The sequence below is a fragment of the Knoellia locipacati genome (assembly GCF_007992835.1).
In the GTDB taxonomy this organism is placed as follows: domain Bacteria; phylum Actinomycetota; class Actinomycetes; order Actinomycetales; family Dermatophilaceae; genus Knoellia; species Knoellia locipacati.
Window position 1 is genome coordinate 41,005 of record NZ_BKBA01000002.1, and the last position, 25,027, is coordinate 66,031.

Genomic DNA, 25,027 nt, shown 5'->3' on the forward strand with positions numbered 1-25,027 from the left:
TCAGGGCAGGGTCGGCCACGCGTTCGGCCGGCAGCCGTCGAGCCCCTTGGTCTGCTGGAGCATCACCGGCGCCAGGGCGTTCCGGCCGGGGCACTCGACGTGGCCGTGGTAGAGCCCGTGGCCGACCTCGTGGTTGACCATGTACTGCCGGTATGCCGTGAGGTCCTTCTCGTAGCCGGTCGCCCCTGCGGCCCAGCGGCCCGCGTTGAGCACGACCTTGCGGAGGTTGAAGCAGGACACCTGGCCCTTGGTCTCGAGGGGCTTGCAGAGGCTGTCGGTGAGGGTCGGGCTCGCGAGGACGATGGTGATGTCGACCTCGCCGCGGGCCGTTGCCGCCGGGCTCACAGCACGGAACCTCACTCGGTCGCGGGTCTGCCAGCCGCGGGCGTCACCGAGCGTGCTCGAGACGAGGGTGGCGACCTCGTCGGCGTTCACCCCGGCACCCCGCTCGACCTGGAGGCCGACCCGGACCGTCCGGCTGGGGTTGACCGTGGGCGCGGCGATCGCCGGCAGGGCGACGCCGACGAGCCTCCCGGAACCCGATGTCGGCACGGTGGAGGCGCCGGGGCTGGGAGAGGTCGTCGGGTCCGGGGGCAGGTCTTCGGCGGCCGGGATGGGGTCGGCTCCGGATCGGGTCACCGCGGCAGTCGTGAGGTCCGCCGTCTCGCGGCCGGGTCCGCTCGACTCGGCACTGGGCCACACGGCCCACAGGACGAGCGCGAGGACGGTCGTGACGACGAGGGTCGCAAGCAGGCGGCGGCGCGCGAGTGTGGACGTGCTCGCCCGGCGCCGTCCGGGGGCGTTCTCGTAGCGCTGCGAGCGTCGCCGGGCCTCGGCCGATGACTCCGGTTGAACCATCTCGACGGGCCGTGTCGCCCGGCTCGGCTCGGCGCGGCGCCCTGAGGGCTGTGCCGCGCGCCGTCGCTCGGCCCGGGTCGCGGCCGCGGTGTGCGGGTCGATGTGCGCCGTGCGCCCGTCGCGCCGGGTGGCCGAGCGACTCTGCGGCTCGGTGGCGCGCCGACGCTCGGAGCGACGGGTGGGAGGAGCGCCCTCACGACGGGAGGGCGCCCGAGAGGTCTCGCTCACCCAGTCGGGGAGGTCGATGCCCTCAGGCACGCGGGTGTGCCTGGGCGTAGGACGTGCGGAGCCGTTCGATGGATACATGCGTGTAGATCTGTGTCGTCGAGAGCGAGGCGTGACCCAGGAGCTCCTGCACCATGCGCAGATCGGCCCCTCCCTCGAGGAGGTGGGTCGCCGCACTGTGGCGCAGTCCGTGCGGTCCGAGGTCGGGCGCATCGGGCACATGGGCCAACATGTCGTGGACGAGGGTACGCACCTGCCGCGGGTCCATCCGACCGCCCCTCCTGCCGAGGAAGAGCGCTGGGCCACTGCCCGGCATCGCCAGCCGGGGGCGACCTCGCTGCAACCATGCGTCGATGGCCTCTCGGGCCGGCCGCCCGAACGGGACCCGCCGCTCCTTGTCGCCCTTGCCGATGACCCGGATCACGTCGACCTCGACATCCACGTCGTCGACATCGAGCCCGGTGAGCTCGCCGACCCGCACCCCCGTGGCATAGAGGAGCTCGAGGACGGCCCGGTTGCGCAGGTGCATCGGGTCGTCGTCGTCGGCCGCGACCGCCGCGACGTCGAGCAGGCCGACGGCGTCGTCCTTCGCGAGCACCGGGGGCAGGGTGCGGTGCCGCTTGGGCGCCACGAGCCGCAGGGAGGGATCGGTGTCCACATGCCCCGCACGCACGGCCCACCCGAAGAACGTCCTCAGCGAGGCCGACCGGCGCGCGAGGGTGGACCGGGCGGCACCGCCACTGGCGAGTACCCCGAGCCACTCACGCAGGTCGGCCAGGCGCACGTCCCGCAGCGGCGTGGGCTCGGGCGGGGCGGCATCGGCGGGTGCGCCCTCGGCTGCAGCACCGTCGACATGGGCGAAGAAGTCGCGCAGGTCCCCGAGGTAGGCCCGCACCGTGTGTGGTGACCGCCCGCGCTCAGCACGCAGATGACGCTCGAAGGCGTCGACCGTGGCCTGGCGGCTGGGACTCACACCCAGCACCGTCTCATCACGTGGGGGAACGATCAACCACCGACCCGGTCCTGTGCCTTTCTCACCCCGCTCCCGGCACCCGGCGCCTCGCCGCCGGGACCTTGCGCCAGCGCTCCTCGTGCCGGGCGACGAGCCCGAGGACGCAGAGGCGTCCGAGCACCCCCAGGAGGGTCCTGCCGTCGAGAGCCGTGAGGGCCTGCATACGGGCGAGGTCAGCGCCCTCGCGCACCGGCACGGCGGAGAAGACGGCACGGCCGATCGGGTCCAGCTCGGACTCGGCCGTCTCCGGCGCCCGGGAGGGACCCACCGCGTCGAGGCTCAACCTCCCCATGAGGTCGAGGACCTCACCGGTGTCCGTGACCAGGGCAGCGCCGTGCTCGCGCACGAGCTGGTGGCACCCTGCCGACTGCACCGACGTCACCGGTCCGGGGACGGCGGCGACGTGCCGGACGAGGAGTCGCGCCTCCTTCGCGGTGTTGAGCGAGCCCGAGCGCAGCCCGGCCTCCACGACGACGGTTCCCACGCTCATCGCCGCGATGAGCCGGTTGCGGGCGATGAACCGCGCACGGTAGGGCGCCCAGCCCGGCGGCAGCTCGCTGACGACGACGCCGTGGCCGGCGATCTCACGGAGCAGGCCCTCGTGGGCCTGCGGGTAGGCACGGTCGAGCCCCCGTGCCAGGACGGCGATGGTGGGGCCACCACCTGCCAGGGACCCACGATGCGCGGCAGCGTCGATCCCGAAGGCGGCGCCCGAGACGACCGGGACCCCGCGCGTGGCAAGGCCCTCCCCCAGGTCGGCCGCGACGGAGAGGCCGTAGGAGGTGGCTGCTCGCGAGCCGACCACGGCGACGCTGCCCTCCGCGACCGAGAGCTCGCACTCCCCGCGCACGTAGAGGCAGATCGGAGGAGCGGGCAGCTGGTCGAGCCCGAGCGGCCACTCGTCGTCGCCGGGGATGACGACCCGCACGCGCAGGCGGTCGAGCACCCGGCGAGCCCTGTCGATGTCGAGCGTCTCGATTCGCTCGGCGAACTGGCCCTCGCCGACGTCGCCGCCGGCGAGCAGGCGCTCGAGCGCCTCGGACGGGCCATGGTCGCGGATGGAGTTCCTCGCCGACACCGTCTGCGGTTCGACGATCCGGCTCCACGCGAGCCGGGCCCAGCGCTCCTCCGACAGCGCTGCGCCCCCCGGAATCGAGGACAGGACCGACGGCATCATGCGGCCGCCCTCCCCGGGCTGCGCATCGTGAAGGCCAGACCCACGTCCTCCGCGGTCGGCGACACGCGACCGGCGAGGTCGGCGGACGACCAGGCGAGCCGCAGTGTCCTGTCGTAGCCACGCAGCGTGAGGTCCCCGTGGTCGAGGGCTCGGTCGATCGAGGCGGTGGCAACGCCCGGAAGCCGCAGCGGACCGCGGCGCAACGCGTGCCCCGGGACGCGGGCGTTGGTCGACCAGCCCCGCTCGGCCCACCGCTCCTGCTGGGCTCCACGCGCGGCCAGCACCCGTCGCAGGACCACGGCGCTGGACTCACCGCGCTCCTCCGCGAACGCCGCGCGCGTCACGGGCGGCACCACCACCTGGATGTCGATCCGGTCGATGAGCGGACCCGAGAGCTTGTTGGCATAGCTGCGCTGCTCCAACGAGGTGCACACGCAGTCGATCCCCTTGCCCCACGCACGTCCGCAAGGGCACGGGTTCGTCGCGAGCACGAGCTGGAACCGCGCCGGGTAGCGGACGAGCTGTTTGGCCCGCGAGATGGTCACCTCGCCCGACTCGAGCGGCTGGCGCAGCTGCTGCAGGACCGAGGTCTTGAACTCGCCGGCCTCGTCGAGGAAGAGCACGCCGCAGTGGGCTCGGGAGATCGCCCCAGGAAGGACGACCCCGGAGCCGCCACCGGTGATCGAGGTCATCGACGCGCTGTGGTGCGGCGACACGAACGGTGGGGTGCGGTCGAGCTCACTGGCCCGGATGGCGTCGCCGGTGAGCGAGCGGATCGCGTGCGTCTCGAGCGCCTGCTCCCGGGACAGCGGCGGCAGGATCGTCACGAGCCTCTCCGCGAGCATGGTCTTGCCGACGCCGGGCGGACCGTTCATGAGCAGGTGGTGCTCCCCCACCGCGGCCAGCTCGAGGGCGAGCCGCGCCTCGGGCTGGCCGACGACATCGGCGAGGTCGACGTCGCGCATCCGCTCCTCGACGTCCTGCTCGACCGGCCCGGCAACCGGCAGCGGGTCGAGACCGGAGCGGACGGCATACCAGCTCACGAGGTCGGAGAGGGTGGGGGCGGAGTGCACGGTGACGCCGTGGACGAGCTGCGCCTCGGCGACGTTCGACGGGGGCACGACCACGTGCCGCACCCCCGCCCGTGCAGCCGCGAGGACTGCCGGGAGGATCCCGCGCACCCCTCGGACGGAGCCGTCGAGCCCGAGCTCGCCGAGGTGCACGACACCGGCGATGCGCCGCGGGTCGACCACCCCGGCCGCGCCGAGCACCGCCAGGGCGATGGCGACGTCGAACCCGGTCCCCTGCTTGGGGATGGAGGCGGGCGAGAGGTTCACGGTGATCCGCTGGGGTGGCAGGGGGAAGCCGCTCGTGGCTGCGGCCGACCGCACCCGGTCGGGTGCCTGGCCGCAGGCCTTGTCGGGCAGCCCGGTGACGCTGAAGTGCGGGAGCTGGGCCGAGATGTGCGCCTCGACGTCGACGATGCGTCCCTCGAGCCCGCTCAGGGCGACGCCGAGGGTGCGCCCCAGCTTGGCGCTCACGACCCCACCGCCACGACGTGGCGCACGACGGGTGGCCGACCACGCTCGGCGAGGACGCCGATGACGTCGATGCGCGCTCGGGCGACCGAGCCGGGCCGCGAGCGCAGGTAGGCCGCAGCGAGCCGGCGCAGGCGGTTGGCCTTCTCCCAGGTCACCGCCTCGACCGGGTCCCCGGCACCGGTGCCGGCGCGGGTCTTGACCTCGCACACGACGAGGCAGTCGCCGTCGAGGGCGACGATGTCGATCTCGCCCTCGGGGCAGCGCCAGTTGCGCTCGAGAACCTGCATCCCGCGCTCACGCAGGTAGCGGCTCGCGAGCTCCTCGCCGTAGCGGCCCAAGGCCAGGTGTGCGTCCATGCCGAGCAGCATCCGTGCGCCCGAGGCGACGGCGCCACCGTGCCCGACCCCGCCTGTGGACGGAGCGCGGGCGCACCCGCGCCTGTGGACGGCGCGGCGTGCTCAGCGCGTCAGAAGTCGCCCTTCGGCAGCTGGAGCTCGGACTTCGCGAGCTCCTCGACGTTGACGTCCTTGAACGTCACGACGCGCACCTGCTTGGCGAACCGCGCCGGCCGGTAGATGTCCCAGACCCACGCGTCCTGCATCGTCACGTCGAAGAACACCTCGCCGCCGTCGCTGCGGACCTTCACGTCGACGGAGTTGCACAGGTAGAAGCGGCGCTCCGTCTCGACGACGTGCGAGAAGAGCCCCACGACGTCGCGGTACTCGCGGTAGAGGGCGAGCTCCATCTCGCTCTCGTACTTCTCGAGGTCCTCAGCGCTCATGCGTGTGCATCTCCGTTGTCATGTGGTGCGGCGGGTGGTCCGGCGTTCGCCGACACGAGCTCGGGTGCGACCTCGGCATCCTCGAGCGCGGCGAAGGCACCACCATCATCGGTCATCGTCCCGGGCAGCCGCCACGAGCGTCGGTGCAGGTCGCACGGACCGTGCTCCCGCAGGGCGTCGAGGTGCTCCGGTGCGGAGTAGCCCTTGTTGAGCTCCCACGCGTATGCCGGGTGCTCCGGTGCGAGGTCGACCATGATCGCGTCGCGCTCGACCTTGGCGAGCACGCTCGCCGACGCCACGGACGAGCACTTGAGGTCGGCCTTGATCATCGTCGTCACGGGCGGGGTGTGGACCTCGTCCGCCGCGAACGCGAGCAGGCCGACCTCGTCGGGTGCGGTGAGCCAGTCGTGGTTGCCGTCGAGGATGACGAGGTCGGGGACGACGTCGAGCGAGGCGAGGGCCCGGCGACCGGCCAGGCGCAGGGCCGCGATGATGCCGATCTCGTCGATCTCGGCGGGCGAGGCGTGGCCCACCGCGTGGGCGAGGGACCAGCGGCGGATCCTCGGCACCATCGACTCGCGCGCGTGCGGCTGGAGCAGCTTGGAGTCACGCACGCCCTGCGGCGCCGAGCGGCAGGTCTCGTCGATGACGACGACGCCCACCGTCACGGGTCCGGCGAGCGCACCCCGGCCGACCTCGTCCATGCCCGCGAGCAGCCGGTAGCCCTCGCGCTGCAGGGCGCGCTCCACCCGGAGGTTGGGCTTGCGGGAACGGGCAGGTGGTGCCATGACGGGTGGTGCGCGTCTCTCTGGAGGGTACGGCGGTCAGGGGCTGGTCAGGGGGTGGTCGACGGCGTGGGGCTCGTGGACCCGGACGGCGCGGCGTCCGGGGCCGGGACCTTGACGAACGTCGACTCGGGACGACTCAACCATCCTGCCCGGTCGAACGGCCAGACCTTGGCGACGGCCCGACCGGTGATGTCCTCGATCGGGACCGACCCCTCGGCGCCCGTGCCGGCAGGGTCGTGGAAGCGCGAGTCCTCGGAGTCGCTGCGGTGGTCACCCATGACCCAGACCTTGCCGGCGGGCACGGTGATGTCGAAGGTGATCGAGCTCGCGACGTCGCCGGGCTTGATGTAGGGCTCGGTGAGCGGGACGCCGTTGACCGTGAGGCGGCCCTGGGCGTCGCAGCAGACGATGTGGTCACCGGGCAGGCCGATGACGCGCTTGATGAGGTGGTTGTCCGAGGTGTCCGGCAGCAGGCCGACGAAGGTGAGGACGCGCTCGAGGCCGTCGCGCACCGGACCGTGGCTCACCGTGGGCACGGCCGCGAGCCACTCGCCCGGGTCCTGGAAGACGATGATGTCGCCGCGCTGGAGGTCGACGACGTCGGGGACGAGCTTGTTGACGACGACCCTGTCGTTGACGATGAGGGTGTCCTCCATCGACCCCGAGGGGATGTAGAACGCCTGGATCAGCCATGTCTTGACGACGAACGACAGCGCGAGGGCCATGGCGACGACGACGACGAACTCGCGGATGGCCGCACCGGCGGCACCCGCCGCGGAGCGTCCCCGGCCCGGACCGGAGCCGTCGCCCGAGGCCGAGGCCTGCCCCTCGGCACCGAGTCCGTCGTCGTCGACGGTCCCTTGGTGCGCGTCAGGGTCGTACTGGCCCGGGTCGAACCGGGCCTCGTGGCTCGTCATCACTGGTATCCGTGCTCTCAGGCTGGGTGGTGGACTGCAGAGGTCGGGGCGCCGAGCCGGCCGAGCGGCCAGATGCGCGTGACGACGGTACCGATGATCGCATCGGCGGGCACCGTCCCGTCGGAGGTCTCGGAGCCGGCACCCACGTGGGTGCGGGAGTCCATGGCGGTGGAGGCGTTGTCGCTGAGCAGGAAGACCCGCCCCTGGTCCACGGTGAGCCGGAAGGGCGCGGCGTTCTCGGGCAGGCTCGGTCCCACTGCGGTGCCGTTGACCCGCACCCGCGAGTCGGTGCAGCACTCGACCTCGTCTCCCCCGGTGGCGACGACGCGTCCGAGGACGGACTTCTCGCCGAGGTCGATGCCGAACGCGCCCGATGCGGCGCCGAGCGCCCGCCCGATGGCACCGTCGTCGACGTGGGTCGACCGGTCCGGGCCCGGCCAGGCAGCGGTGACGTCGGCGACGACGAGGTCGCCGCGCCCGGCTTCCCCGACCTTCGCCACGAGGACCCGGTCGCCTTCGGCGAGGCTCGGGTACATCGAGTCGCTCGCCACGGCATACGGCTGCATGAGGAGGGCCCGCACGAGGAGGACCGCGAGCACGCCGACGGCCAGGAGCACCGGCACCGGGTGGGCACGACGCGACCCGGCCGCCGCCGTGGAGGCGGGGACCGGGTCGGAGTCGTGGGTGGCCGGGGCTGTCATCGTGATGATGCTAGCCGCCCGACCGGTGTGCGGCGTTCCGCGGATCAGCTGGCCGGGGTCTCGCGCTTCTCCTTGATCTTGGCAGCCTTGCCGCGCAGGTCGCGCAGGTAGTAGAGCTTCGCGCGACGCACGTCACCGCGGGTGACGACCTCGATGTGGTCGATGACCGGCGTGTGGAGCGGGAAGGTGCGCTCGACACCGACGCCGAAGGAGACCTTGCGGACGGTGAACGTCTCGCCGAGGCCACCACCGTGGCGACGGATAACGATGCCCTTGAAGACCTGGACGCGCGAGCGCGTGCCTTCGATGACCTTGACGTGCACGTTGACGGTGTCACCGGCGCGGAACGCGGGGATGTCGTCGCGGAGGGACGCCTTGTCGATCTCGTCGAAACGCTGCATGACTGTTCGCTTTCTTGTGCGGTGCCACAGGTCACCCACGGGAAGGTGGTGCTTGCTGTCGATGGTGGTGCGTGCGTCGTGGCCTCATGCGCGGCGGCTCGAGCAGAACTCGGGCGATGCGCACTCCCCCTGTGGCGGGGGCGTTGTGTCGACGGACGCAAGGAGCAAGTTTGCCAGAGCACCCGCCCCCGTGCGAAATCCGCCTCAGGAGGCGCGGCTCTGCGAGGCCGACGGGCGCAGCGCGTGCGCGATCTTGACGATGACCGGGTCGACCTTGTCCTCGCCACCGGCGAAGTCGATGAGGGCGCGGGCGGACTGGATCTGGTCGCGGGTCACCTTGACGACGTGCTTGTCCTTCACGGGGCGCCTCCCTCGCTGTCGGGGTCGTCCTCAGTGTCCTCCACGTAGACGACCTCGTCCACCAGCATCCCGGCCCGGAAGCGGGTGACGTCCTCCCCGTCGCCGTCGATCCGGGCACCCGCGTCGAGCACGGCGAGGACGAGCTGCTTCTCCTCGGCGGTGGCGAGGTCGCTCTGGCCGAGCTGGACGAGGAGGACCCGCGAGAGGGCCCGCTGCCGCGTGCTCTCGCTGCTCACGCCCGCGAGCGCGGCGGTGAAGCGGCGCCCCCACTCCTCGAGGTTGGACTGCTCGATGCGCTGGCCCACGTCGGCGCGGGCCGCGGCCTCGCGCTGGGCGATGTCGCGACGGGCCACGACCCACGACACGGTCGACCCCAGCCCTGCCCCGACGAACGCGAGCGCGGCGCTCCACCACTCCATGTCAGCCTCCCGCCGACATTCTGGCACCCGGTCCGACGGGTCGTCGGCAGCGACGCCTAGCGTGTGCGTCGTGAGCATCGATCCCGGCTGGCCCGTCGCGCTGGCATGCGTCGCGCTCCTCGCCCTGACCCTGACCATGTATGCCGTGGGTCGCCTCCCGAACCCGGGTTCCACCCTGTTCGCGGCCGCGCGAGCCGTGGTCCAGCTCGGGGTCGCGGCGCTGGTCATCACGGCGGTGGCGCGCAACCTCGGGCTGTCGGTGCTGCTGCTGTGCTTCATGTTCGCGGTCGCGGTGGTCACGACGACCCGACGCGTCGAGGCGGTGCCGGCCTGGCCGTGGACGACCCTGGCGATGCTCGCCGGGCTGCTGCCGGTCGTCGCGATCATCCTGCTCACCCGCACGGTCCCGCTCGAGGGCATCGCGCTCATCCCCGTCGTCGGCATCGTCCTCGGCAACACGATGAACGGGCACACGCTCGTCGGACGCCGCGCCTTCGCGGCACTGCGTGAGGAGACCGGCCAGTACGACGCCGCGCTCTCGCTCGGCCTCACGCGCGGTCAGGCGATCGACGAGATCGTCCACCGCCGCCTGCCCGAGGCGCTCATCCCCGGCCTCGACCAGGTCCGCACCGCCGGTGTCGTGACGCTGCCGGGCGCGTTCATCGGTGTGCTGCTCGGCGGCGGCTCCCCGGCGCAGGCGGCCGCGGCGCAGGTGCTCGTGCTGCTCGGGATCATGGCGGCGCAGACGACGACGGCGGTCGTGGCGGGGCGACTCATCTCGGCTGCGCGCCTGCTGCCCGAGGACCTGCACGCCCGCCTCCGCCCCTAGGTCCCACACATCGCGGCATAGGGGTCGCGATCCGTGGGACCTTCCCGCTCGCCCGCCTCGTCAGCGGACCCCGGTGGCCCCGGGAATCGCCGCGAGCACGGCGTTGGCGTAGCGGCGTGACCTCCCCAGGTCCCTCGCCTCTCCCAGCAGGGTGGCGTGGGGGCGGACCCAGAGGGTGACGAGGGCCCGCTGGTCGCCGGCACCCTCGACACGCACCGTGAGGTGGTGCGACGGCAGGAACGTCCGCATCCGGGCCGCCTGGAGTGTGTGCGGGTCGAGGAGCGTCGCGCCGGTGAAGCCTGTCTCACCCACCGCCACGATGACCGCCTGCCAGACGTCGGGCCCCGTGGCCGGCGTGAGCACCTGGGTGACGCTCGACGGGCCGGCCGCGGCGGGCCCTCCTTGTCGTCGCTCCTTCCACCGGTCGAACGCCTTGCCCAGCATCGGGAGCAGCAGGAAGATCACGCCGGCGATGACGCCGGCCACCAGCCCCCTGCGCCCACCACCCCAGACCATGAACTGGAGGTTGCCCTGTACCACCATCAGCAAAGCCGTGAACGCCCAGTCGAACCAGCGTGCACGCGAGTTGGTGCGGTCCCACTGTGCCCGGGCCGCGTCGAGGTCGAACCTCCACGGCCGCACGCCCCCGGGAGCCAGCGTGAAGGACATGACCGAACGCTAGCGCCGCCCAGCCGTCGGCGTGGCTGCTTCCACGGTCCTCACGAACGCGTCGCCCGTCACGCGCTTGTGAGGACCGGGGCGCCGAGGAATCAGTGGACGGGCGTCGCTCCGGGGACGGCGGTGAGGACGGCGTTGGCGTAGCGGCGGTTGCGTCCGTAGTCGAGCCACTGCAGCGGGTATGCCGGCCGCGACCACGCCGAGACCACACCCCGCCCGTCGGGTCCGGACTGGATGCGCACGGTCACCGTCTCGCCCCAGCTCGCCATCGACAGGGACCGGGTCGACACCACGGTCTGCGGGTCGGTCGTGCGGGGTGGGCCGAACCTCTCAGCCGCCAGGGCGGCATACACGGCGTTCCAGACGTCCGCGGGCGGCGCGGAGGTGACCACCTGACCGAACGCCGAGGGCCCCCGACCGGCCGGCCCGGCGTGCTTGCTCTCCTTGGCGGCCGAGATGGCCATGGGGATCCAGAGGAGGAGCCCCACGCCGACGAGCACGAGGACACCGACGGCCAAACCAGACCATCCACCCACCCCGGCCCAGACGGCGAGCCCGCAGAGCAGGCCCACCGCGCCGAGGCCGAGGATCGCGACGAGCTTGCCGATCCGGAACTGGCGGACCTGCGCCTCGTGGGCGAGACGGAGGTCGGGCGGGTACAGGGCGTGCGGCTGCACGAACGGGGTGCTCACGCGGGCAGGCTAGCGGCGGAGCGGCGCTTGGTGAGGTCGACGGTGCCGGGGAACTCGCCCTCACCGGGTCGCACCCGGTAGCCCGCCTTCTTGTAGAGGCGCAGGTTCTCGGTGCTCTTCGCACCGGTGTTGAGCCACAGGGTCCGCACGTCGTCGGGTGCCAGCGACTCGGCATACGAGAGCAGCTCGCGTCCGAGGCCACGGCCCTGGAGGTAGGGCGCGACCATGAGTCGGCCGATCTGCCACGTCGACTCCTGCGTGGGGTGCGGTCGCACCCGCACCGAGGCGAGCAGCTGGCCGTCGCGGCGCCAGACCCGCGTGTCCCACTCCTGTATGCCGGTGCGCACCGTCTCGAGGTCCTCCTCGCCCGCGCTGAACATGCCGTAGCGGGCGAACTCGGGCGCCCAGCAGGCCCGGGTGAGGATCTGCAGGTCCGGGGCGTCGGCCGGGGTGGCCACCCGCTCCTCGAGGTCGGCGAGCACGGTGCTCACCGCCGTGGGCGGCAGCAGGTCCGGACGGCGCTCGGCGGTGCGCTGGAGACGCTGCTCGTGGCGCCACTCGGCGATGGCCCGGTGGTTGCCGCCGAGGAGCACGTCGGGCACGGCGCGCCCGTCCCACTCGGCGGGCTTGGTGTAGACGGGGTACTCGAGCAGCCCGTCCTCGTGCGACTCCTCGACGAGTGACTCGGCGTTGCCGATGACGCCGGGCAGCAGTCGGGCCACGGCCTCGACCATGGCGAGGACGGCCACCTCTCCCCCGTTGAGGACGTAGTCGCCGAGCGAGAGCACGCGCACCGGCATCCGCTCACCGGCCCACTCGTAGACCCGCTCGTCGATGCCCTCGTAGCGGCCGCAGGCGAACGCGAGCCACGCCTCGTCCGCGAGCTCACGGGCGATCTGCTGGGTGAAGGGCTCACCACCGGGGCCGGGGACGATGAGCGTCGGCACACGCGCGCCGGCGGCCGCAGAGTCGGCGGCAGCAGCGCCGTCGCCGTCGCCGTCGCCCTCAGCCCCACCCGCCGAGCCCTGGGCCACGACGTGCTCCAGCGCCTCGGCCCACGGACCCGGCTTCATGACCATGCCGGCGCCCCCGCCGTAGGGCGAGTCGTCGACGGTCCGGTGGCGGTCGTGGGTGAAGTCGCGCAGGTCGTGCACGTGCAGGTCGAGCAGCCCGTCGCGCCGCGCCTTGCCGATGAGCGAGAGGTCGAGCGGCGAGAGGTACTCGGGGAAGATCGTGACGACGTCGAGTCGCAGGGAGCTCATGCGGGCTACGCCTCGTCGAGGTCGAACAGTCCGGCGGGGGCGTCGACGACGACGTGTCCGGCCTCGGTGTCGACCTCGGTGACGATGGCCTCGACGAAGGGGACGAGCGCCTCGCGGCCGTCGGTCAGGCGCACCTCGAGCAGGTCCTGCACGGCTCCGACGACGAGTCCCCGCACCTCACCGAGGACGGCTCCGGCCGGGTCGTGGACGGCGAGACCGACGAGGTCGTGCTCGTACCAGCCCTCGTCGTCGTCCTCCACGTCGTCGACCTCGTCGAGGTCGAGGAGGAGCTGGGTGCCGCGCAGCGACTCGGCGCCGGTGCGGTCCGGGATCTCGTCGAAGCCGAGCAGCCAGACCTCGCGGTGCTTGCGGGCGGTGGCCAAGGTCAGGGCGCGCGGCACACCGGTGCCGGCAGCGGCCCGCGTCGCGAACACCGTCCCGGGGACGTAACGGCGCTCGGGGTCGTCGGTGTGCGTCTGCACGGTCACCTCGCCGCGCAGTCCGTGGGGCTTGCCGATGCGGGCGACGAGCAGGGAGTCGGTGCTGCGGGCCATGGGTCAGATCCTCTCAGGCCGGACACACGAACGCGCCGCGCCCCACTGGGGGACGCGGCGCGTGACGTGGTGCTGGTGTTCGGTCAGCGCACGCGGTCGGTGTCGACGATGTCGATCCGGACCGGGCGACCGCCGGCGAGGGCGGTCATCACGGTGCGCAGCGCGCTGGCCGTGCGGCCGGAGCGGCCGATGACGCGACCAAGGTCGTCCGGGTGGACCCGGACCTCGATGATCTCGCCGCGACGGAGCTCCTTGCGCTTCACGGCCACGTCGTCCTTGTGGTCGACGATGCCGGTGACGAGGTGCTCCAGCGCCTCCTCGAGCATGGTCAGGCCCCTGCCTCGTCGGCCTTGGCGGCCTCGTCGGCCTTGGGAGCCTCGTCGCTCTTGGTGTCGGCACCCTCGGCGGGCTCCTCGGAGTGCTCGGTGGTGGCAGCGCTCGAGTCGGTGTCGGCGGCGGGGGCGACGTCGTCAGCCTTGGGGGCCTCGGCCTTCTTGGCAGCCTTCTTCTTGGCGGTGGTGGCGCCCGAGGCGTCAGCACCGTCGGACTTGCCGGCGGCGGCGAGAGCGGCCTCGTAGAGGTCCTTCTTGTTGGCCTTGGGCTCGGCGACCTTGAGGGTGCCGTCGTCCATGATCTTGAGCAGGGCGGCGACGGCCTCGGTCGGCTGCGCACCCTGGCCACGCCAGTAGTTGGCGCGGTCCATGTCGATCTCGATGAGCGACGGCTCCTGGTTGGGGTCGTACTTGCCGATCTCCTCGATCGCACGGCCGTCGCGCTTGGTGCGCGAGTCCATGACGACGACACGGTAGATGGCGGTACGGATCTTGCCCATACGCTTGAGACGAATCTTGACGGCCACGTGTGTGGTCTCGCTTTCCTGTTGTGGGCACGGCCAGACCGCGGAGGATTCACGCGGGGTACCGAACGGCCCGGGGTAGGCATCCGGCCGACATCAGCGCCGGCCAGAAGGTGTACAGCGGACCATTCTGCCAGACGGTCGGGGGTGGTCCGGACCGCGGAAGGCGGACGCGGGCCACCTCCCCTGCGCTGGCCGGCACACCGACGTCCTTCGGGTATGCCGTCTTCTCGCCTCCGCGGACCCCTTCCGGGCCTACCGTGGAGACGTGACCTCGACGACGAGCACCACCCCGAGACCCCTGGCGGCACCCGAGTCGGCCGCGTTCCTCGTGCTGTGGACGGTCACGGGGCTGCTGTGGGTCGTCACCGTCGCCGGGTTGCTGACGATCGGCATCTTCGTCGCGCCGCTGGCGGCGGCCCTGCTCGTCCTCGCCATCGTCCTCACCGTCCGTCGCCCCGGCAGCTGGCCCGCCGTCGCCGGGCTGGGGCTCGCACTGGCCGCGGGGCTCGTCGTGCTCGGCCTCTTCCTCGGCTCCGCGAGCCCGTCGCAGGGGTCGTGCAGCGCGACGCCGGACGGGGTCGAGACGTGCACGTCCGGTGGGCTGGCCTACGACCCGGACGCCTTCGCGTGGCGCACGGGCGCACCGTGGTTCGCGGCCGCGGCGGTCGTCGCGGTGCTCACGGTGGTGGGCTACGTCGTGCTGCGCCGGGTCACGGCGCGGCCCGACCCGACGTCCTAGCCGCTCGCAGGACACGCTCGATCGCGCCCGGACCGGGCAGGTAGCCGGCCAGCGCCTCGGTGATCTCGTCGCGAGCCGCCAGCCGCCTCTGCGGTGGCGCGCCCTCGTCGAGGGCCACCGCGAGCTGGTGGGCGAGGAAGTTCGACTCACTGCACATCACCATGGCGAAGTCCGTGAGGCCGGACAGCAGCCCCGGCCCGCCTGCCTCGACGTAGGCACGCACCGTGGCAGCGACGGCGCCCTCGTCGACCTCCTCGCCGAGGACGTGCCACTGAACGAGGGTCTTGGCGAGCTCTCGGGTGGGATCCATCGCCCCGGCGTCCTCCCAGTCAATCGCCCGCAGTCCACCGTCGGCGGCGAGCAGGACGTTGTCGGGGTGCAGGTCGCAGTGCCCGACGAGGAAGGGTTGCGCCCCGGAGCCCGCAGCCTCGACGATCTCGGCGTACTCACCCAGGGTGTCGAGGGCATCCTCGAGCGCTGCCTGCCACGGCTGGCCCACCGACCGCTCGACGAGGTCGCGCCAGCGCTCGGGTGGTGGCATGCGGGTGTGCCACGCCCGCGGTGCCTCACTCGCGCGGGGCGCGGCCTGGTGCAGCTGCGCGAGGAGCCTCCCGAGGGGTTCGGCGACCTCGGACGGACGGCCACCGACCGAGGTCCCCTCGACCCAGTGGCTGACCCTCGTCCAGCCTCCGCCGAGTCGGTCGGGGACCTCGACGACGAGACGGCCGTCGCGCGCCGTGACGTGGGTCGGCACTTCCACCCCACGGGCACCGAGGTGGCCCAGCAGGTCGGCCTCGCGCTGCAGGGCCTCGACGTCGACCACGCGGAAGGGCCGCTTGACAGCGTGATGGCGAGACCCCACCTGCAGGTGCCACACCTCGCCGTCGGCGCCGTGCCCTCCCACGCTGCACGTGAGTGGGCCCTCACCCAACCCGAACGTGACCCGGACCCACTCGGCGAAGTCGTCCATGCGGCATACCCCTGCTCACCAGGGGCTGGGTTCGTAGTCCTTGACGAAGCACCCGTAGACGTCCTCGCCGGCCTCGCCGCGCACGATCGGGTCGTAGACGCGGGCGGCCCCGTCGACGAGGTCGAGCGGCGCGTGCCAGCCCTCGGCCGCGATGCGGAGCTTCTCGTGGTGCGGGCGCTCGTCGGTGATCCAGCCGGTGTCGACGGCCGTCATGAGGATGCGGTCGGTCTCGAACATCTCGCCCGAGCTCGTGCGGGTGAGCATGTTGAGCGCGGCCTTGGCCATGTTGGTGTGCGGGTGGCCCGGCCCCTTGTAGCGGCGGGAGAACTGGCCCTCCATCGCCGAGACGTTGACGACGTAGGCGCGACGCGCTCCCCCGGCGACCGCTGCACGCAGCGAGGGACGCAGCCGGGAGATGAGGATGAAGGGCGCGGTCGAGTTGCAGAGCTGGACCTCGAGCAGCTCGAGCGGGTCGACCTCGTCGACGACCTGGGTCCAGCTGTTGTTGTGCTGGGTGTCGGGCAGGAGCCCGCCCGCGTCGACGGCGGTCCCGGCGAGGTGCGCCTCGAGGCTCGCGTTGCCGGCGGTGAGCGCCATCTCGGTCATCGACGCGGCGGTCCGCTGGGCCAGCGCCCGGGCAGCCTCCTCCTCGCTCTCGCCCTCGTGGTGCGCGATCTTGGTGTCGCGCAACGTGCCGAGGAGGTTCGCGGGGTGGGCCTCGCTGATCCGGTCGAACGTCACGAGCTCGGGGTAGCGCACGTTCTGCTCGAGCGGCACCTGCTCGCCGTCGACGAGGTGCGAGTAGGAGCCGGGGCTGCGTCGCACGGTCTGGGCGGCGTTGTTGATGAGGATGTCGAGCGGCCCTGCGGCGGCGACCTCGTCGGCGAGGGCGACCACCTGGGTGGGGTCACGCAGGTCGATGCCGACGACCTTGAGGCGGTCGATCCAGTCCGCCGAGTCCTCCTGCGAGGCGAACCGGCGGGCCGCGTCGTGCGGGAACCGGGTCGTGATCGTGAGGTGGGCGCCGTCGCGCAGGAGCATGAGCGCGATGTACATGCCGATCTTCGCCCGGCCACCGGTGAGCAGCGCGCGCTTGCCCGTGAGGTCGGCACGCTGGTCCCGCTTGAGGTGGCTCTTGGCCGCGCAGGTCGGGCACAGCCAGTGGTAGAACGCGTCGACCGTCGTGTAGTCGGCCTTGCAGATGTAGCAGCCGCGCGGCTTGAGCAGCTCGCCCGCGGTCGTCCCGACCGGCGGCACCTCGAGCAGGATGCCCTTGGTCTCGTCGTCGATCCGCATCGGCGAGCCGGTCGCCGTCTGGGCGAGGATCGCCTCGTCGTGCTCGATCTGGGGCTGCTTGGCCTCGCGGCGTCGGGCCTTGCGGACCTGCTTGTACATGCGGCCGGTGGCGCGCTTGACCGTCTGGACGTCGGGGTGGCCCGCCTCGAGCTCGGGGAGCTGGGCGAGGACCCGCAGGACGGTGGCCAGGTCGTCGGGGTCGACGCCGGGCCCGAAGTCCTCGGGGTCGTTGTCCGTCGGGTGCTCGTCGACGGCTCGGGTGCGCTCCACGGCGTGCATTCTGTCCCACCTTCGCCAGTGCGCCCGAATCGCGAGGTGCGGGGACGGCATACCGGCAGGTCGGCGGACGCCGTGGGAGGTGCGCCTCAGATCGCGAGGGCGGGCTCGGCCTCCGCCGGGTTGGTGGGCGCCACCGTGTGCGCGAAGACGGTGTCGCCGGGCTCGAGCGAGAGCGCGTCGGCCTCGGCACGGGTCAGCTGCGCGGCGAACCGCTCCCCCGTGTCGGCCCGCAGGTCCACCCGCACCTCGAAGCCGAGCCGGACGACGCGTTCGACGCTCGCCTCGAGCACCCCGGGGCCTCCACCGACGCGGGCGTCGAGCTGCTGCGCGCGCTCCCGGTCGCGGTGGAGCGCGATGTCGTGCGGTCGCACGAGCTGTCCGCCGAGCCTGGCCACCGAGCCGAGGAACGACATGACGAAGTCGTTGGCGGGCCGATCGTAGAGCGAGACGGGGTCGCCCACCTGCTCGATCGCGCCCTTGTTGAGGACGGCGATGCGGTCGGCGACCTCGAGAGCCTCCTCCTGGTCGTGGGTGACGAGGACGGTGGTCACGTGCACCTCGTCGTGGAGGCGGCGCAGCCACTGGCGCAGGTCCGCGCGGACCTTGGCGTCGAGGGCGCCGAAGGGCTCGTCGAGGAGCAGCACCTCGGGGTCGACCGCGAGCGCCCGGGCGAGCGCCATCCGCTGCCGCTGGCCACCCGAGAGCTGCGCCGGGTAGCGGTGCTGGAACCCGTCGAGCCCGACGATCTCGAGCAGGTCGTCGACCTTGCGGGCGATCTCGGCCTTGGGGCGCTTGCGGATCGTCAGGCCGAACGCGACGTTGTCGCGCACCGTCATGTGCTTGAAGGCGGCGTAGTGCTGGAAGACGAACCCGATCCCCCGCTTCTGAGGGGGTATGCCGGTGACGTCCGTGCCGCCGATGCCGACCCGTCCGTGGTCGAGACCCTCGAGACCGGCGATGGCGCGCAGCAGCGTCGACTTGCCCGACCCGCTCGGCCCGAGCAGCGCGGTGAGGCTGCCGGCTGGGATGTCGAGCGAGACCCCGTCGAGGGCGACGAAGTCGCCGTAGGTCTTGCGGGCTCCCGTGACGCTGATCATCGTGTGCTCCTCTTGCGGTCGAGCAGGGTCATCCCCAGCAACGTCGCGACGGCGAGGCCCATGAGGAGGGTCGCCGCGGCATACGCGCCGTAGGTGTTGTGGTCGTCGATGTAGCGCGAGTGAACGAGCAGGGTCAGGGTCTGGGAGACGCCGGGGAAGCCCGAGCTCACCATGATCACCGCGCCGAACTCGCCCAGCGCACGCGCGATCGTGAGGACGACGCCGTAGGTGAGCCCCCAGCGGATCGCGGGCAGGGTGATCCGCCAGAACGTCTGCCACGAGCTCGCGCCGAGGGTCGAGGCCGCCTGCTCCTGCTCCGTCCCGATCTCGTGGAGCACCGGCTCGACCTCGCGCACGACGAACGGCAGCGTGACGAAGAGGGTGGCGATGACCATGCCGGGCAGCCCGAAGATCACCTGGAAGCCCAGGCTCTCGACGCCACCGAACCAGCCGCCCGCACCCCACAGCAGGATGAGCGAGACACCGACGACGATCGGCGAGACCGCGAACGGGAGGTCGACGACCGCCTGCAGGACCCCCTTGCCGGGGAAGCGTCCCCGCACGAGCGCGAGCGCAGTGGCGACGCCGAAGACGACGTTGAGCGGGACGACGATCGCGACGATGAGCAGCGACAGGTTGAGCGCCGAGATCGCCGCGGGCGTGCGCACCGAGTCCACGAACGTGCCGAGGCCGGGCTCGAACGTGCGCCACAGGATGAGGACGATCGGGACGGCGACGAGGACGAAGAGGTAGGCCAGCGCGACGGTGCGCAGCCCGAGCCGCGCCGGGGTCGAGGTCCTCACGACGACTCCTCCTCGCGCCGCAGCGACCGGCCCGCGAACCAGCGGAGCACGGCGAGTGTCACGAAGGCGATCGCGAGCAGGGCCACCGACACCGCGGCCGCGTTGACCGGCCGGTCGATCTCGATCTGCTGCTGGATGTACTGCGAGGCGACCTGCGTCTCGCGCGGGATGTTGCCGCCGATGAGGACGACCGAGCCGTACTCGCCGATGGCGCGGGCGAAGGCGAGGCCGGTGCCGCTGATGACCGCGGGCAGCAGCGTCGGCAGGACGACCCGACGGAACGTCACCCAGCTCGAGGCGCCGAGCGACGCGGCAGCCTCCTCCACCTCGCGGTCGGCCTCGATGAGGACCGGCTGCACCGAGCGGACGACGAACGGCAGCGTGACGAACGCCAGGGCGACGACGAGGCCGGGCTGGGTCGCGTTGAGGTGGAGGTCGATCGGGCTGTTGGGTCCGTAGAGCGAGAGCAGGACGATGCTCGCCACGATCGTCGGGAGCGCGAACGGCAGGTCGATGAGGGCGTTGACGACGCGCTTGCCCGGGAAGTCGTCGCGCACGAGCACCCAGGCGATGAGCGTGCCCATGACGGCGTTGACGAGCGCGACGACGACCGCCACGACGAGGGTCACCCGCAGCGACGCCAGCGCGACGGGGGCGGTCACCGCGTCCCAGAACCCGCCGACGCCCTCCTCGAACGACGTCACGGTGAGGGCGGCCAGCGGCAGCAGCACCATGACGCTGAGCCACAGGCCGACGACGCCGATGCCGAGCGGGCGGCCGATTCGGCCCGCCCTGGAGCGGCCGACGGGACGTGGCGCCCGGTCGTCACCACCATCGCCGGGCGCCGCGCCCGGCCCATCGCCTCCGGCCGGGCCTCCGGTCGGGTGCGCGCCCGGCGGCAGGGCCGACACGTCCGTGTCGTCCCTGCCGCCGGTCACCGTGGTCGTCATGTCAGGACGTGGCCTTGTCGTAGATGACCGCGATCGAGCCGGTGTCCTTCTTGAACAGCGTCCCGTCCACGGTCTTCCAGCCGCCGAGGTCGTCGATGGTCCAGAGCTTGGCGGGCTCGGGGAAGTCCTTCGCGAACTCGGTGGCCACGCTCGGGTCGACGGGGCGGAAGCCCGCCTGCGCCCAGAGCTTCTGCGCCTCCGGCGTGAAGAGGAAGTCGCGGAAGGCCGTGGCCTTCTCGGCGTTCTTGCTCTTGGTGAGGACGGCGACGGGGTTCTCGATCTTGAACGTCGTCGGCGGCGTGACGTGCTCGACCGGGTCGCCCTTGCGCTCGGCGAAGAGCGCCTCGTTCTCGTAGGACAGCAGCACGTCACCCGTGCCCTGGAGGAAGGTCTCCGTCGCCTCGCGGCCGGATTTGGGCTGGACCTTGACGTGGTCGGTGACGAGCTTGTCGATGAAGGCGAGACCGGCGGCGGCGTTCTTGCCGCCGTCGCTCTTCGCGGCATACGGGGCGAGGAGGTTCCACTTCGCGGAGCCGGAGCTGAACGGGTTCGGGGTGACCACCTCGACACCGGGCTTGAGCAGGTCGTCCCAGTCCTTGATGGCCTTGGGGTTGCCCTTGCGGGTCACGATCGTCACGACCGAGCCGAACGGGACGCCCTTGTGCTCCCCGGCGTTCCAGTCGGCGTCGACGAGACCGGCGTCCACGAGGCGGGTGATGTCGGGCTCGACCGAGAAGTTCACGACGTCGGCCTCTGCACCGGCGGCGACCTTGCGCGACTGGTCACCCGACGCGCCGTAGGACTGCTGGAACGTCACGCCCTTGCCGGCCTCGGTGGCGTTGAACGCTGGGATGAGCTTGTCGAAGCCGACCTTGGGCACGGCGTAGCCGTAGAGGTTGAGGGTGCTCGTCGAGGCCTGGTCGGCGCCCTGGGGCTCGGCCGCCCCGGCCGTGTCGCTCGCGCCTCCACCGGCACAGGCCGACATCACCAGCGCACCGGCGGTCGCGGCGGCGGCCAGGGCGAGGCGGGGATGACGGCTCATGGTGGGGCTCCTTCGATCGGGTCCGTCAGAGCTGGCCGTGCGGCCGCACTTCCTGTCGGACACCCCGATCTTTGGATAAGCCGAAGTTATCCGTCAAACAACGTCAGATTATGTCTCGCATCGTGGAAGCCTCACCACGTCACGCCTCGCAGGACGACGGCATCCGGCTCCCCCAGCGCCGTGACGTCCTCGCGGGGGTCGCGCGACAGGACGAGCAGGTCGGCGTCGGCGCCCTCCTCGAGCCCCGGTCGCCCGAGCCACGCGCGCGCTCCCCACGTCGCTGCGCCCAGGACCTCGGCGTGCGTGAACCCGATCCGGGTGAGCTCGACCGCCTCCTTGGCCGCGAGCCCGTGCTCGATCGAGCCTCCCGCGTCGGTCCCGACATAGATGGGTATGCCGGCCTCCCGAGCGGCGCCGAACGTCTCGTAGCGCCGTGCGTGCAGGTCGAGCATCCGCCGGTGGTAGTCGGGGAACTTCTCGCGCGCGGGCTCGGCGATGCCCGGGAAGGTGGCGATGTTGACGAGGGTCGGGACGATGGCGATGCCCTGTGCCGCGAACGCGTCGATGGTGGCGGGCTCGAGCCCGGTGGCGTGCTCGATACAGTCCGTGCCGGCCGCGGCGAAGTCGCGCAGCGAGTCCGGGCCGAAGCAGTGGGCCGTCGTGCGGGCGCCCTCCTCGTGGGCTGCGGCGATGGCCTCCGTGAGGACGTCGGCCGGCCAGCAGGGTTCGAGGTCGCCGGTCTCGCGGTCGATCCAGTCACCGACGAGCTTGACCCAGCCGTCGCCGGCGCGGGCCTCGATGCGCACGCGCTCGACGAGCTGCTCGGGCTCGACCTCCCACGCGTAGTTGCGGATGTAGCGCTTGGTCCGCGCGATGTGGCGCCCGGCCCGGATGACCTTGGGCAGGTCGTCGCGCTCGTCGATCCAGCGGGTGTCGGCCGGCGAGCCGGCGTCGCGGATGAGGAGGGTGCCGTTGTCGCGGTCGGTGCGCGCCTGCTGCTCGGCGGTGGCGTCGTCGACCGCGCCGTGGCGGTCGAGCCCGACGTGGCAGTGGGCGTCGACGAGGCCCGGGACGAACCAGCCACGCAACGTCTCGACGTCGTGACCGGCGCCGGTCGGGCGTTCGTAGGTCATCCGACCCCCGACCACCCACGCCTCAGGACGCACGTCCTCGGGTCCGAGCAGGACCTCCCCGACCAGGTGCAGCACCGATGCCGTCATGGCACCCGACCTTATGCGCCCGCCGCGGCCGGCACCGTGTGCGGGCGCTCTCGCAGCGTCTGCGGCAACGGTTGCTAGAACCACCGATTGCGCAGACGCAACGAGGAAAGGCCGCCGGGGCGGGCGTCAGGCGGGGGCGGCGAGGACGCGGCGCAGCGCCTCGATGACGACCGCCGGCGCGTCGCTGTGCACCCAGTGGGAGGCGCCCTTGACGGTGAGCTGGCGCACCCGCGGGAAGAGCGCGCGCATCGTCGGCGAGTCCTCGTCCTTGATGTAGCGCGACTCCGAGCCGGCGATCCACAGGACGGGACCGGCATACGGCTCGACGTCGCCCGGTGCGAAGGGGAAGTCGGCGATGACCGAGTGCTGGCCGCGGGCCGCGTCGGCGACGAAGAGCTCGACGTTGGCCTGCCAGCGCCACGACGTCCCCTCGCGCCGGAGGTTCTGGAGGAGGAACGCCTTGACACCGGGATCGGGCTCCTCGAACCGCGCCTCGGCGTCGGCACGGTCGCGCAGCTCCCCCAGTGGCAGGCGCTGCATCTCGTCCATGTAGCCGGTGAACCGGTCGAGGTTGACGTAGTCCTTGGGCGCGATGTCGACGACGACGAGCTTCGCCACGAGCGAGGGGTCGGTGAGCGCCAGCGTCATCGCGACCTTGCCGCCGAGCGAGTGACCGACGACGACCCACGGCCCCTCGTCGACGGCGCGCAGGGTCGAGGCGACGGACGCGGCATACGCCTCGAAGGAGAACTCCTGCGTCCACGGGCTGCGACCGTGGTCGGGAAGGTCGACGAGCGTGCACCGCGCGCCGTCACCCGAGGGACCCGCGAGCGCCTTGGCGATCGTCGACCAGTTGCGTCCCTGGCCGAAGAGACCGTGGAGGAAGGCGATCCGCGGTCCGGCGGTCCCGACCGACAACGTGTGGAGCGGCGCGGTGTTCACGACCGGGAGGTCACTTGCCCAGGAACTTCTCGAAGCCCTTGGGGAGCTGCGCCGGGTCCATGGCAGCCGGGTCGAACCCACCGGGCGCCCCGGCGCCACCGCCGAAGGACGAGCCGGCGGGCTTGGACGACGCACGCTGGGCGTCGGCCCGCGCGTCGGCCGCGCGCTTGGCGGGGTTGCCGGACTTCGACTTCTTGCCGCGCACCTGCTGCTGCTGGCGGGCCTTCTTGCCACCACCGCCCATACCCGGCATGCCGGGGATGCCGCCACCTCGGGCGAGCTGCTTCATCATCTTCTGGGCCTCGCCGAACCGCTCGAGCAGCTGGTTGACCTCGGAGACGGTGACACCGGAGCCGCCGGCGATGCGGGCGCGGCGCGAGCCGTTGATCTGCTTGGGGTGGTTGCGCTCGAACGGCGTCATCGAGCGGACCATGGCCTCGACGCGGTCGAACTCGCGCTCGTCGAGGTTGTCGAGCTGGGCCGACATCTGGCCCATGCCCGGCATCATCTTGAGCATCGACTTGAGCGAGCCCATCTTCTTGATCGCCGACATCTGCTGGAGGAAGTCGTCGAACGTGAAGTCCTCGGCTGCGAGGAACTTGCGCTCCATCTCGGCGGCCTGGGTGCGGTCGAACGCCTTCTCGGCCTGCTCGATGAGGGTGAGGACGTCACCCATGTCGAGGATGCGCGAGGCCATGCGGTCGGGGTGGAAGACCTCGAAGTCGCGCACGCCCTCGCCGGTCGACGCGAACATGATCGGGCGGCCGGTGATGCCGGCGACCGACAGGGCGGCGCCACCGCGGGCGTCGCCGTCGAGCTTGGACAGGACGACACCGGTGAAGTCGACGCCCTCGAGGAACGCCTCGGCGGTCTCGACGGCCGCCTGGCCGATCATCGCGTCGATGACGAAGAGGACCTCGTCGGGGTCGATCGCGGCTCGGATGTCGCCGGCCTGGCGCATGAGGTCGGTGTCGACGGCGAGACGGCCGGCGGTGTCGACGATGACGACGTCGTGCTGCTTGGACACGGCCTCGCGTATGCCGTCGCGGGACACCGCGACCGGGTCACCGAAGCTGCGGGTGCCCTCACCGGTGGGCCCGACGGCGTCGTGGCCGCCGACGTTGCCCTGCTCGGGTGCGTAGACGGGGACGCCGGCGCGCTCACCGACGACCTGGAGCTGGGTGACGGCGTTGGGGCGCTGGAGGTCGGCCGCGACGAGCATGGGCGTGTGGCCCTGCTCCTTGAGCCAGTGCGCCAGCTTGCCGGCGAGCGTCGTCTTGCCCGCGCCCTGCAGGCCGGCGAGCATGATGACGGTCGGGCCGGTCTTGGCGAAGCGGATCGTGCGGGTCGCGCCACCGAGGATGGCGACGAGCTCCTCGTTGACGATCTTGACGACCTGCTGGGCCGGGTTGAGCGCCTGCGACACCTCGGCACCGAGGGCGCGCTCACGGACGGCGTGCGTGAACTCCTTGACGACCGGCAGCGCGACGTCGGCGTCGAGCAGGGCCATCCGGATGTCGCGGACGGTCCTGTTGACGTCGGACTCGGACAGACGCCCCTTGGTGCGGAGGTTCTTGAAGGTCGACGTCAGGCGGTCGGAGAGGCTCGTGAACACCGCACAAGGTTAACCGCCGC

At 72.1% G+C, this 25,027-nt stretch carries 29 protein-coding genes and 1 pseudogene; 2 read left to right on the forward strand and 28 right to left on the reverse strand.

The window, feature by feature from the left end; translation table 11 throughout:
- From KLO01_RS00595 to KLO01_RS00645, 12 genes are all read right to left on the reverse strand, one after another.
- Positions 1-1,116, reverse strand: coding sequence for a DUF3152 domain-containing protein (locus tag KLO01_RS00595; RefSeq protein ID WP_186827864.1), 1,116 nt, complete (start codon positions 1,114-1,116; stop codon positions 1-3).
- Positions 1,109-2,056 (reverse strand): tyrosine recombinase XerC, encoded by a 948-nt coding sequence (locus KLO01_RS00600; RefSeq protein WP_147061617.1) that lies wholly within the window; start codon positions 2,054-2,056, stop codon positions 1,109-1,111. The genes KLO01_RS00595 and KLO01_RS00600 overlap by 8 nt, the downstream gene beginning before the upstream one ends.
- A 61-nt stretch (positions 2,057-2,117) precedes the next feature.
- The gene (gene dprA, locus KLO01_RS00605) at positions 2,118-3,272 is read right to left on the reverse strand and encodes a DNA-processing protein DprA (protein ID WP_147061618.1); all 1,155 of its coding nucleotides are present in this window, start codon (positions 3,270-3,272) and stop codon (positions 2,118-2,120) included.
- Positions 3,269-4,813: a YifB family Mg chelatase-like AAA ATPase gene (locus KLO01_RS00610; protein ID WP_147061619.1), complete on the reverse strand. Its 1,545-nt coding sequence runs from the start codon at positions 4,811-4,813 to the stop codon at positions 3,269-3,271. The genes dprA and KLO01_RS00610 overlap by 4 nt, the downstream gene beginning before the upstream one ends.
- Positions 4,810-5,169: a YraN family protein gene (locus KLO01_RS00615; RefSeq protein WP_147061620.1), complete on the reverse strand. Its 360-nt coding sequence runs from the start codon at positions 5,167-5,169 to the stop codon at positions 4,810-4,812. Before KLO01_RS00615 ends, KLO01_RS00610 begins: the two co-directional genes overlap by 4 nt.
- 110 nt (positions 5,170-5,279) lie before the next feature.
- Complete coding sequence (locus KLO01_RS00620) at positions 5,280-5,594, reverse strand: DUF2469 domain-containing protein (RefSeq protein ID WP_035906130.1); 315 nt, start codon at positions 5,592-5,594, stop codon at positions 5,280-5,282.
- Complete coding sequence (gene rnhB / locus KLO01_RS00625; protein ID WP_147061621.1) at positions 5,591-6,382, reverse strand: ribonuclease HII; 792 nt, start codon at positions 6,380-6,382, stop codon at positions 5,591-5,593. The genes KLO01_RS00620 and rnhB overlap by 4 nt, the downstream gene beginning before the upstream one ends.
- A gap of 47 nt (positions 6,383-6,429) precedes the next feature.
- Positions 6,430-7,299 (reverse strand): signal peptidase I, encoded by an 870-nt coding sequence (lepB, locus tag KLO01_RS00630; RefSeq protein ID WP_147061622.1) that lies wholly within the window; start codon positions 7,297-7,299, stop codon positions 6,430-6,432.
- A gap of 17 nt (positions 7,300-7,316) precedes the next feature.
- Positions 7,317-8,000, reverse strand: a complete 684-nt coding sequence (gene lepB, locus KLO01_RS00635) for a signal peptidase I (protein WP_147061623.1) — start codon at positions 7,998-8,000, stop codon at positions 7,317-7,319.
- A 44-nt stretch (positions 8,001-8,044) separates the two neighbouring features.
- On the reverse strand, positions 8,045-8,401 hold the full coding sequence (gene rplS, locus KLO01_RS00640; protein WP_147061624.1) for a 50S ribosomal protein L19: 357 nt from the start codon (positions 8,399-8,401) through the stop codon (positions 8,045-8,047).
- Positions 8,402-8,605: 204 nt separating this feature from the next.
- Positions 8,606-8,761, reverse strand: coding sequence for a hypothetical protein (locus KLO01_RS17005; RefSeq protein ID WP_186827865.1), 156 nt, complete (start codon positions 8,759-8,761; stop codon positions 8,606-8,608).
- A complete protein-coding gene (locus KLO01_RS00645; protein WP_147061625.1) occupies positions 8,758-9,180 on the reverse strand; it encodes a hypothetical protein in 423 nt (140 codons plus the stop codon). The genes KLO01_RS17005 and KLO01_RS00645 overlap by 4 nt, the downstream gene beginning before the upstream one ends.
- Positions 9,181-9,250: 70 nt before the next feature.
- Between KLO01_RS00645 and KLO01_RS00650 the strand changes: the two genes are divergently transcribed.
- Positions 9,251-10,009, forward strand: a complete 759-nt coding sequence (locus KLO01_RS00650; RefSeq protein WP_147061626.1) for an ABC transporter permease — start codon at positions 9,251-9,253, stop codon at positions 10,007-10,009.
- A gap of 60 nt (positions 10,010-10,069) precedes the next feature.
- Here the strand turns inward: KLO01_RS00650 and KLO01_RS00655 are convergent, their stop codons facing one another.
- From KLO01_RS00655 to rpsP, 6 genes are all read right to left on the reverse strand, one after another.
- Positions 10,070-10,678 carry a hypothetical protein gene (locus KLO01_RS00655; protein WP_147061627.1) on the reverse strand — a complete coding sequence of 203 codons (609 nt, stop codon included), beginning with the start codon at positions 10,676-10,678 and terminating at the stop codon, positions 10,070-10,072.
- 101 nt (positions 10,679-10,779) lie between these two features.
- Complete coding sequence (locus KLO01_RS00660; protein ID WP_147061628.1) at positions 10,780-11,379, reverse strand: hypothetical protein; 600 nt, start codon at positions 11,377-11,379, stop codon at positions 10,780-10,782.
- On the reverse strand, positions 11,376-12,641 hold the full coding sequence (trmD, locus tag KLO01_RS00665) for a tRNA (guanosine(37)-N1)-methyltransferase TrmD (RefSeq protein ID WP_147061629.1): 1,266 nt from the start codon (positions 12,639-12,641) through the stop codon (positions 11,376-11,378). The genes KLO01_RS00660 and trmD overlap by 4 nt, the downstream gene beginning before the upstream one ends.
- Positions 12,642-12,646: 5 nt before the next feature.
- Positions 12,647-13,195, reverse strand: a complete 549-nt coding sequence (gene rimM / locus KLO01_RS00670) for a ribosome maturation factor RimM (RefSeq protein WP_147061630.1) — start codon at positions 13,193-13,195, stop codon at positions 12,647-12,649.
- A gap of 83 nt (positions 13,196-13,278) precedes the next feature.
- Positions 13,279-13,521 (reverse strand): RNA-binding protein, encoded by a 243-nt coding sequence (locus tag KLO01_RS00675; protein ID WP_147061631.1) that lies wholly within the window; start codon positions 13,519-13,521, stop codon positions 13,279-13,281.
- Between the two features lie 2 nt (positions 13,522-13,523).
- Positions 13,524-14,054 (reverse strand): 30S ribosomal protein S16, encoded by a 531-nt coding sequence (gene rpsP, locus KLO01_RS00680; protein ID WP_147061632.1) that lies wholly within the window; start codon positions 14,052-14,054, stop codon positions 13,524-13,526.
- A gap of 265 nt (positions 14,055-14,319) precedes the next feature.
- On the opposite strand from rpsP, the gene KLO01_RS00685 reads away from it, so the two are divergent.
- A complete protein-coding gene (locus KLO01_RS00685) occupies positions 14,320-14,793 on the forward strand; it encodes a hypothetical protein (protein WP_147061633.1) in 474 nt (157 codons plus the stop codon).
- Here KLO01_RS00685 and KLO01_RS00690 read toward each other — a convergent pair.
- From KLO01_RS00690 to ffh, 10 genes and pseudogenes are all read right to left on the reverse strand, one after another.
- Positions 14,765-15,763, reverse strand: a complete 999-nt coding sequence (locus tag KLO01_RS00690; protein ID WP_147061634.1) for a phosphotransferase enzyme family protein — start codon at positions 15,761-15,763, stop codon at positions 14,765-14,767. The genes KLO01_RS00685 and KLO01_RS00690 overlap by 29 nt on opposite strands.
- A gap of 15 nt (positions 15,764-15,778) precedes the next feature.
- Positions 15,779-17,338 carry an SDR family NAD(P)-dependent oxidoreductase gene (locus tag KLO01_RS00695; RefSeq protein ID WP_371860178.1) on the reverse strand — a complete coding sequence of 520 codons (1,560 nt, stop codon included), beginning with the start codon at positions 17,336-17,338 and terminating at the stop codon, positions 15,779-15,781.
- Positions 17,339-17,424: 86 nt separating this feature from the next.
- On the reverse strand, positions 17,425-17,751 hold the full coding sequence (locus KLO01_RS17600; protein ID WP_425558363.1) for a TOBE-like domain-containing protein: 327 nt from the start codon (positions 17,749-17,751) through the stop codon (positions 17,425-17,427).
- Positions 17,752-17,781: 30 nt separating this feature from the next.
- Positions 17,782-18,435, reverse strand: a pseudogene (locus KLO01_RS17605) (sulfate/molybdate ABC transporter ATP-binding protein); the annotation flags it as partial.
- Positions 18,432-19,238, reverse strand: a complete 807-nt coding sequence (gene cysW / locus KLO01_RS00705) for a sulfate ABC transporter permease subunit CysW (protein WP_147061636.1) — start codon at positions 19,236-19,238, stop codon at positions 18,432-18,434. The gene cysW and the pseudogene KLO01_RS17605, both read right to left, overlap by 4 nt.
- Complete coding sequence (gene cysT / locus KLO01_RS00710) at positions 19,235-20,188, reverse strand: sulfate ABC transporter permease subunit CysT (protein WP_147061637.1); 954 nt, start codon at positions 20,186-20,188, stop codon at positions 19,235-19,237. The genes cysW and cysT overlap by 4 nt, the downstream gene beginning before the upstream one ends.
- Before the next feature lies 1 nt (position 20,189).
- Entirely contained in the window at positions 20,190-21,230 is a 1,041-nt protein-coding gene (locus KLO01_RS00715) for a sulfate ABC transporter substrate-binding protein (protein ID WP_147061638.1), read from the reverse strand.
- Between the two features lie 131 nt (positions 21,231-21,361).
- A complete protein-coding gene (locus tag KLO01_RS00720) occupies positions 21,362-22,450 on the reverse strand; it encodes an amidohydrolase family protein (protein ID WP_147061639.1) in 1,089 nt (362 codons plus the stop codon).
- 126 nt (positions 22,451-22,576) lie between these two features.
- Positions 22,577-23,392 (reverse strand): alpha/beta fold hydrolase, encoded by an 816-nt coding sequence (locus KLO01_RS00725; RefSeq protein ID WP_147061640.1) that lies wholly within the window; start codon positions 23,390-23,392, stop codon positions 22,577-22,579.
- Positions 23,393-23,402: 10 nt separating this feature from the next.
- The gene (gene ffh, locus KLO01_RS00730; RefSeq protein ID WP_147061641.1) at positions 23,403-25,007 is read right to left on the reverse strand and encodes a signal recognition particle protein; all 1,605 of its coding nucleotides are present in this window, start codon (positions 25,005-25,007) and stop codon (positions 23,403-23,405) included.
- Positions 25,008-25,027: the final 20 nt, after the last annotated feature.

Bases quoted from the DNA above. Each gene is read 5' to 3' on its own strand.
- KLO01_RS00720 (WP_147061639.1), bottom strand. From the start codon at position 22,450: ATGACGGCATCGGTGCTGCACCTGGTCGGGGAGGTCCTGCTCGGACCC.
- rplS (WP_147061624.1), bottom strand. From the start codon at position 8,401: ATGCAGCGTTTCGACGAGATCGACAAGGCGTCCCTCCGCGACGACATC.
- trmD (WP_147061629.1), bottom strand. From the start codon at position 12,641: ATGAGCTCCCTGCGACTCGACGTCGTCACGATCTTCCCCGAGTACCTC.
- lepB (WP_147061622.1), bottom strand. From the start codon at position 7,299: ATGACGAGCCACGAGGCCCGGTTCGACCCGGGCCAGTACGACCCTGAC.
- KLO01_RS00695 (WP_371860178.1), bottom strand. From the start codon at position 17,338: ATGCACGCCGTGGAGCGCACCCGAGCCGTCGACGAGCACCCGACGGAC.
- KLO01_RS00690 (WP_147061634.1), bottom strand. From the start codon at position 15,763: ATGGACGACTTCGCCGAGTGGGTCCGGGTCACGTTCGGGTTGGGTGAG.
- rnhB (WP_147061621.1), bottom strand. From the start codon at position 6,382: ATGGCACCACCTGCCCGTTCCCGCAAGCCCAACCTCCGGGTGGAGCGC.
- dprA (WP_147061618.1), bottom strand. From the start codon at position 3,272: ATGATGCCGTCGGTCCTGTCCTCGATTCCGGGGGGCGCAGCGCTGTCG.
- rimM (WP_147061630.1), bottom strand. From the start codon at position 13,195: ATGGCCCGCAGCACCGACTCCCTGCTCGTCGCCCGCATCGGCAAGCCC.
- lepB (WP_147061623.1), bottom strand. From the start codon at position 8,000: ATGACAGCCCCGGCCACCCACGACTCCGACCCGGTCCCCGCCTCCACG.
- KLO01_RS00655 (WP_147061627.1), bottom strand. From the start codon at position 10,678: ATGTCCTTCACGCTGGCTCCCGGGGGCGTGCGGCCGTGGAGGTTCGAC.
- KLO01_RS00620 (WP_035906130.1), bottom strand. From the start codon at position 5,594: ATGAGCGCTGAGGACCTCGAGAAGTACGAGAGCGAGATGGAGCTCGCC.
- KLO01_RS00715 (WP_147061638.1), bottom strand. From the start codon at position 21,230: ATGAGCCGTCATCCCCGCCTCGCCCTGGCCGCCGCCGCGACCGCCGGT.
- KLO01_RS17600 (WP_425558363.1), bottom strand. From the start codon at position 17,751: ATGTCGTTCCTCGGCTCGGTGGCCAGGCTCGGCGGACAGCTCGTGCGA.
- KLO01_RS00645 (WP_147061625.1), bottom strand. From the start codon at position 9,180: ATGGAGTGGTGGAGCGCCGCGCTCGCGTTCGTCGGGGCAGGGCTGGGG.
- KLO01_RS00675 (WP_147061631.1), bottom strand. From the start codon at position 13,521: ATGCTCGAGGAGGCGCTGGAGCACCTCGTCACCGGCATCGTCGACCAC.
- KLO01_RS00615 (WP_147061620.1), bottom strand. From the start codon at position 5,169: ATGGACGCACACCTGGCCTTGGGCCGCTACGGCGAGGAGCTCGCGAGC.
- cysT (WP_147061637.1), bottom strand. From the start codon at position 20,188: ATGACGACCACGGTGACCGGCGGCAGGGACGACACGGACGTGTCGGCC.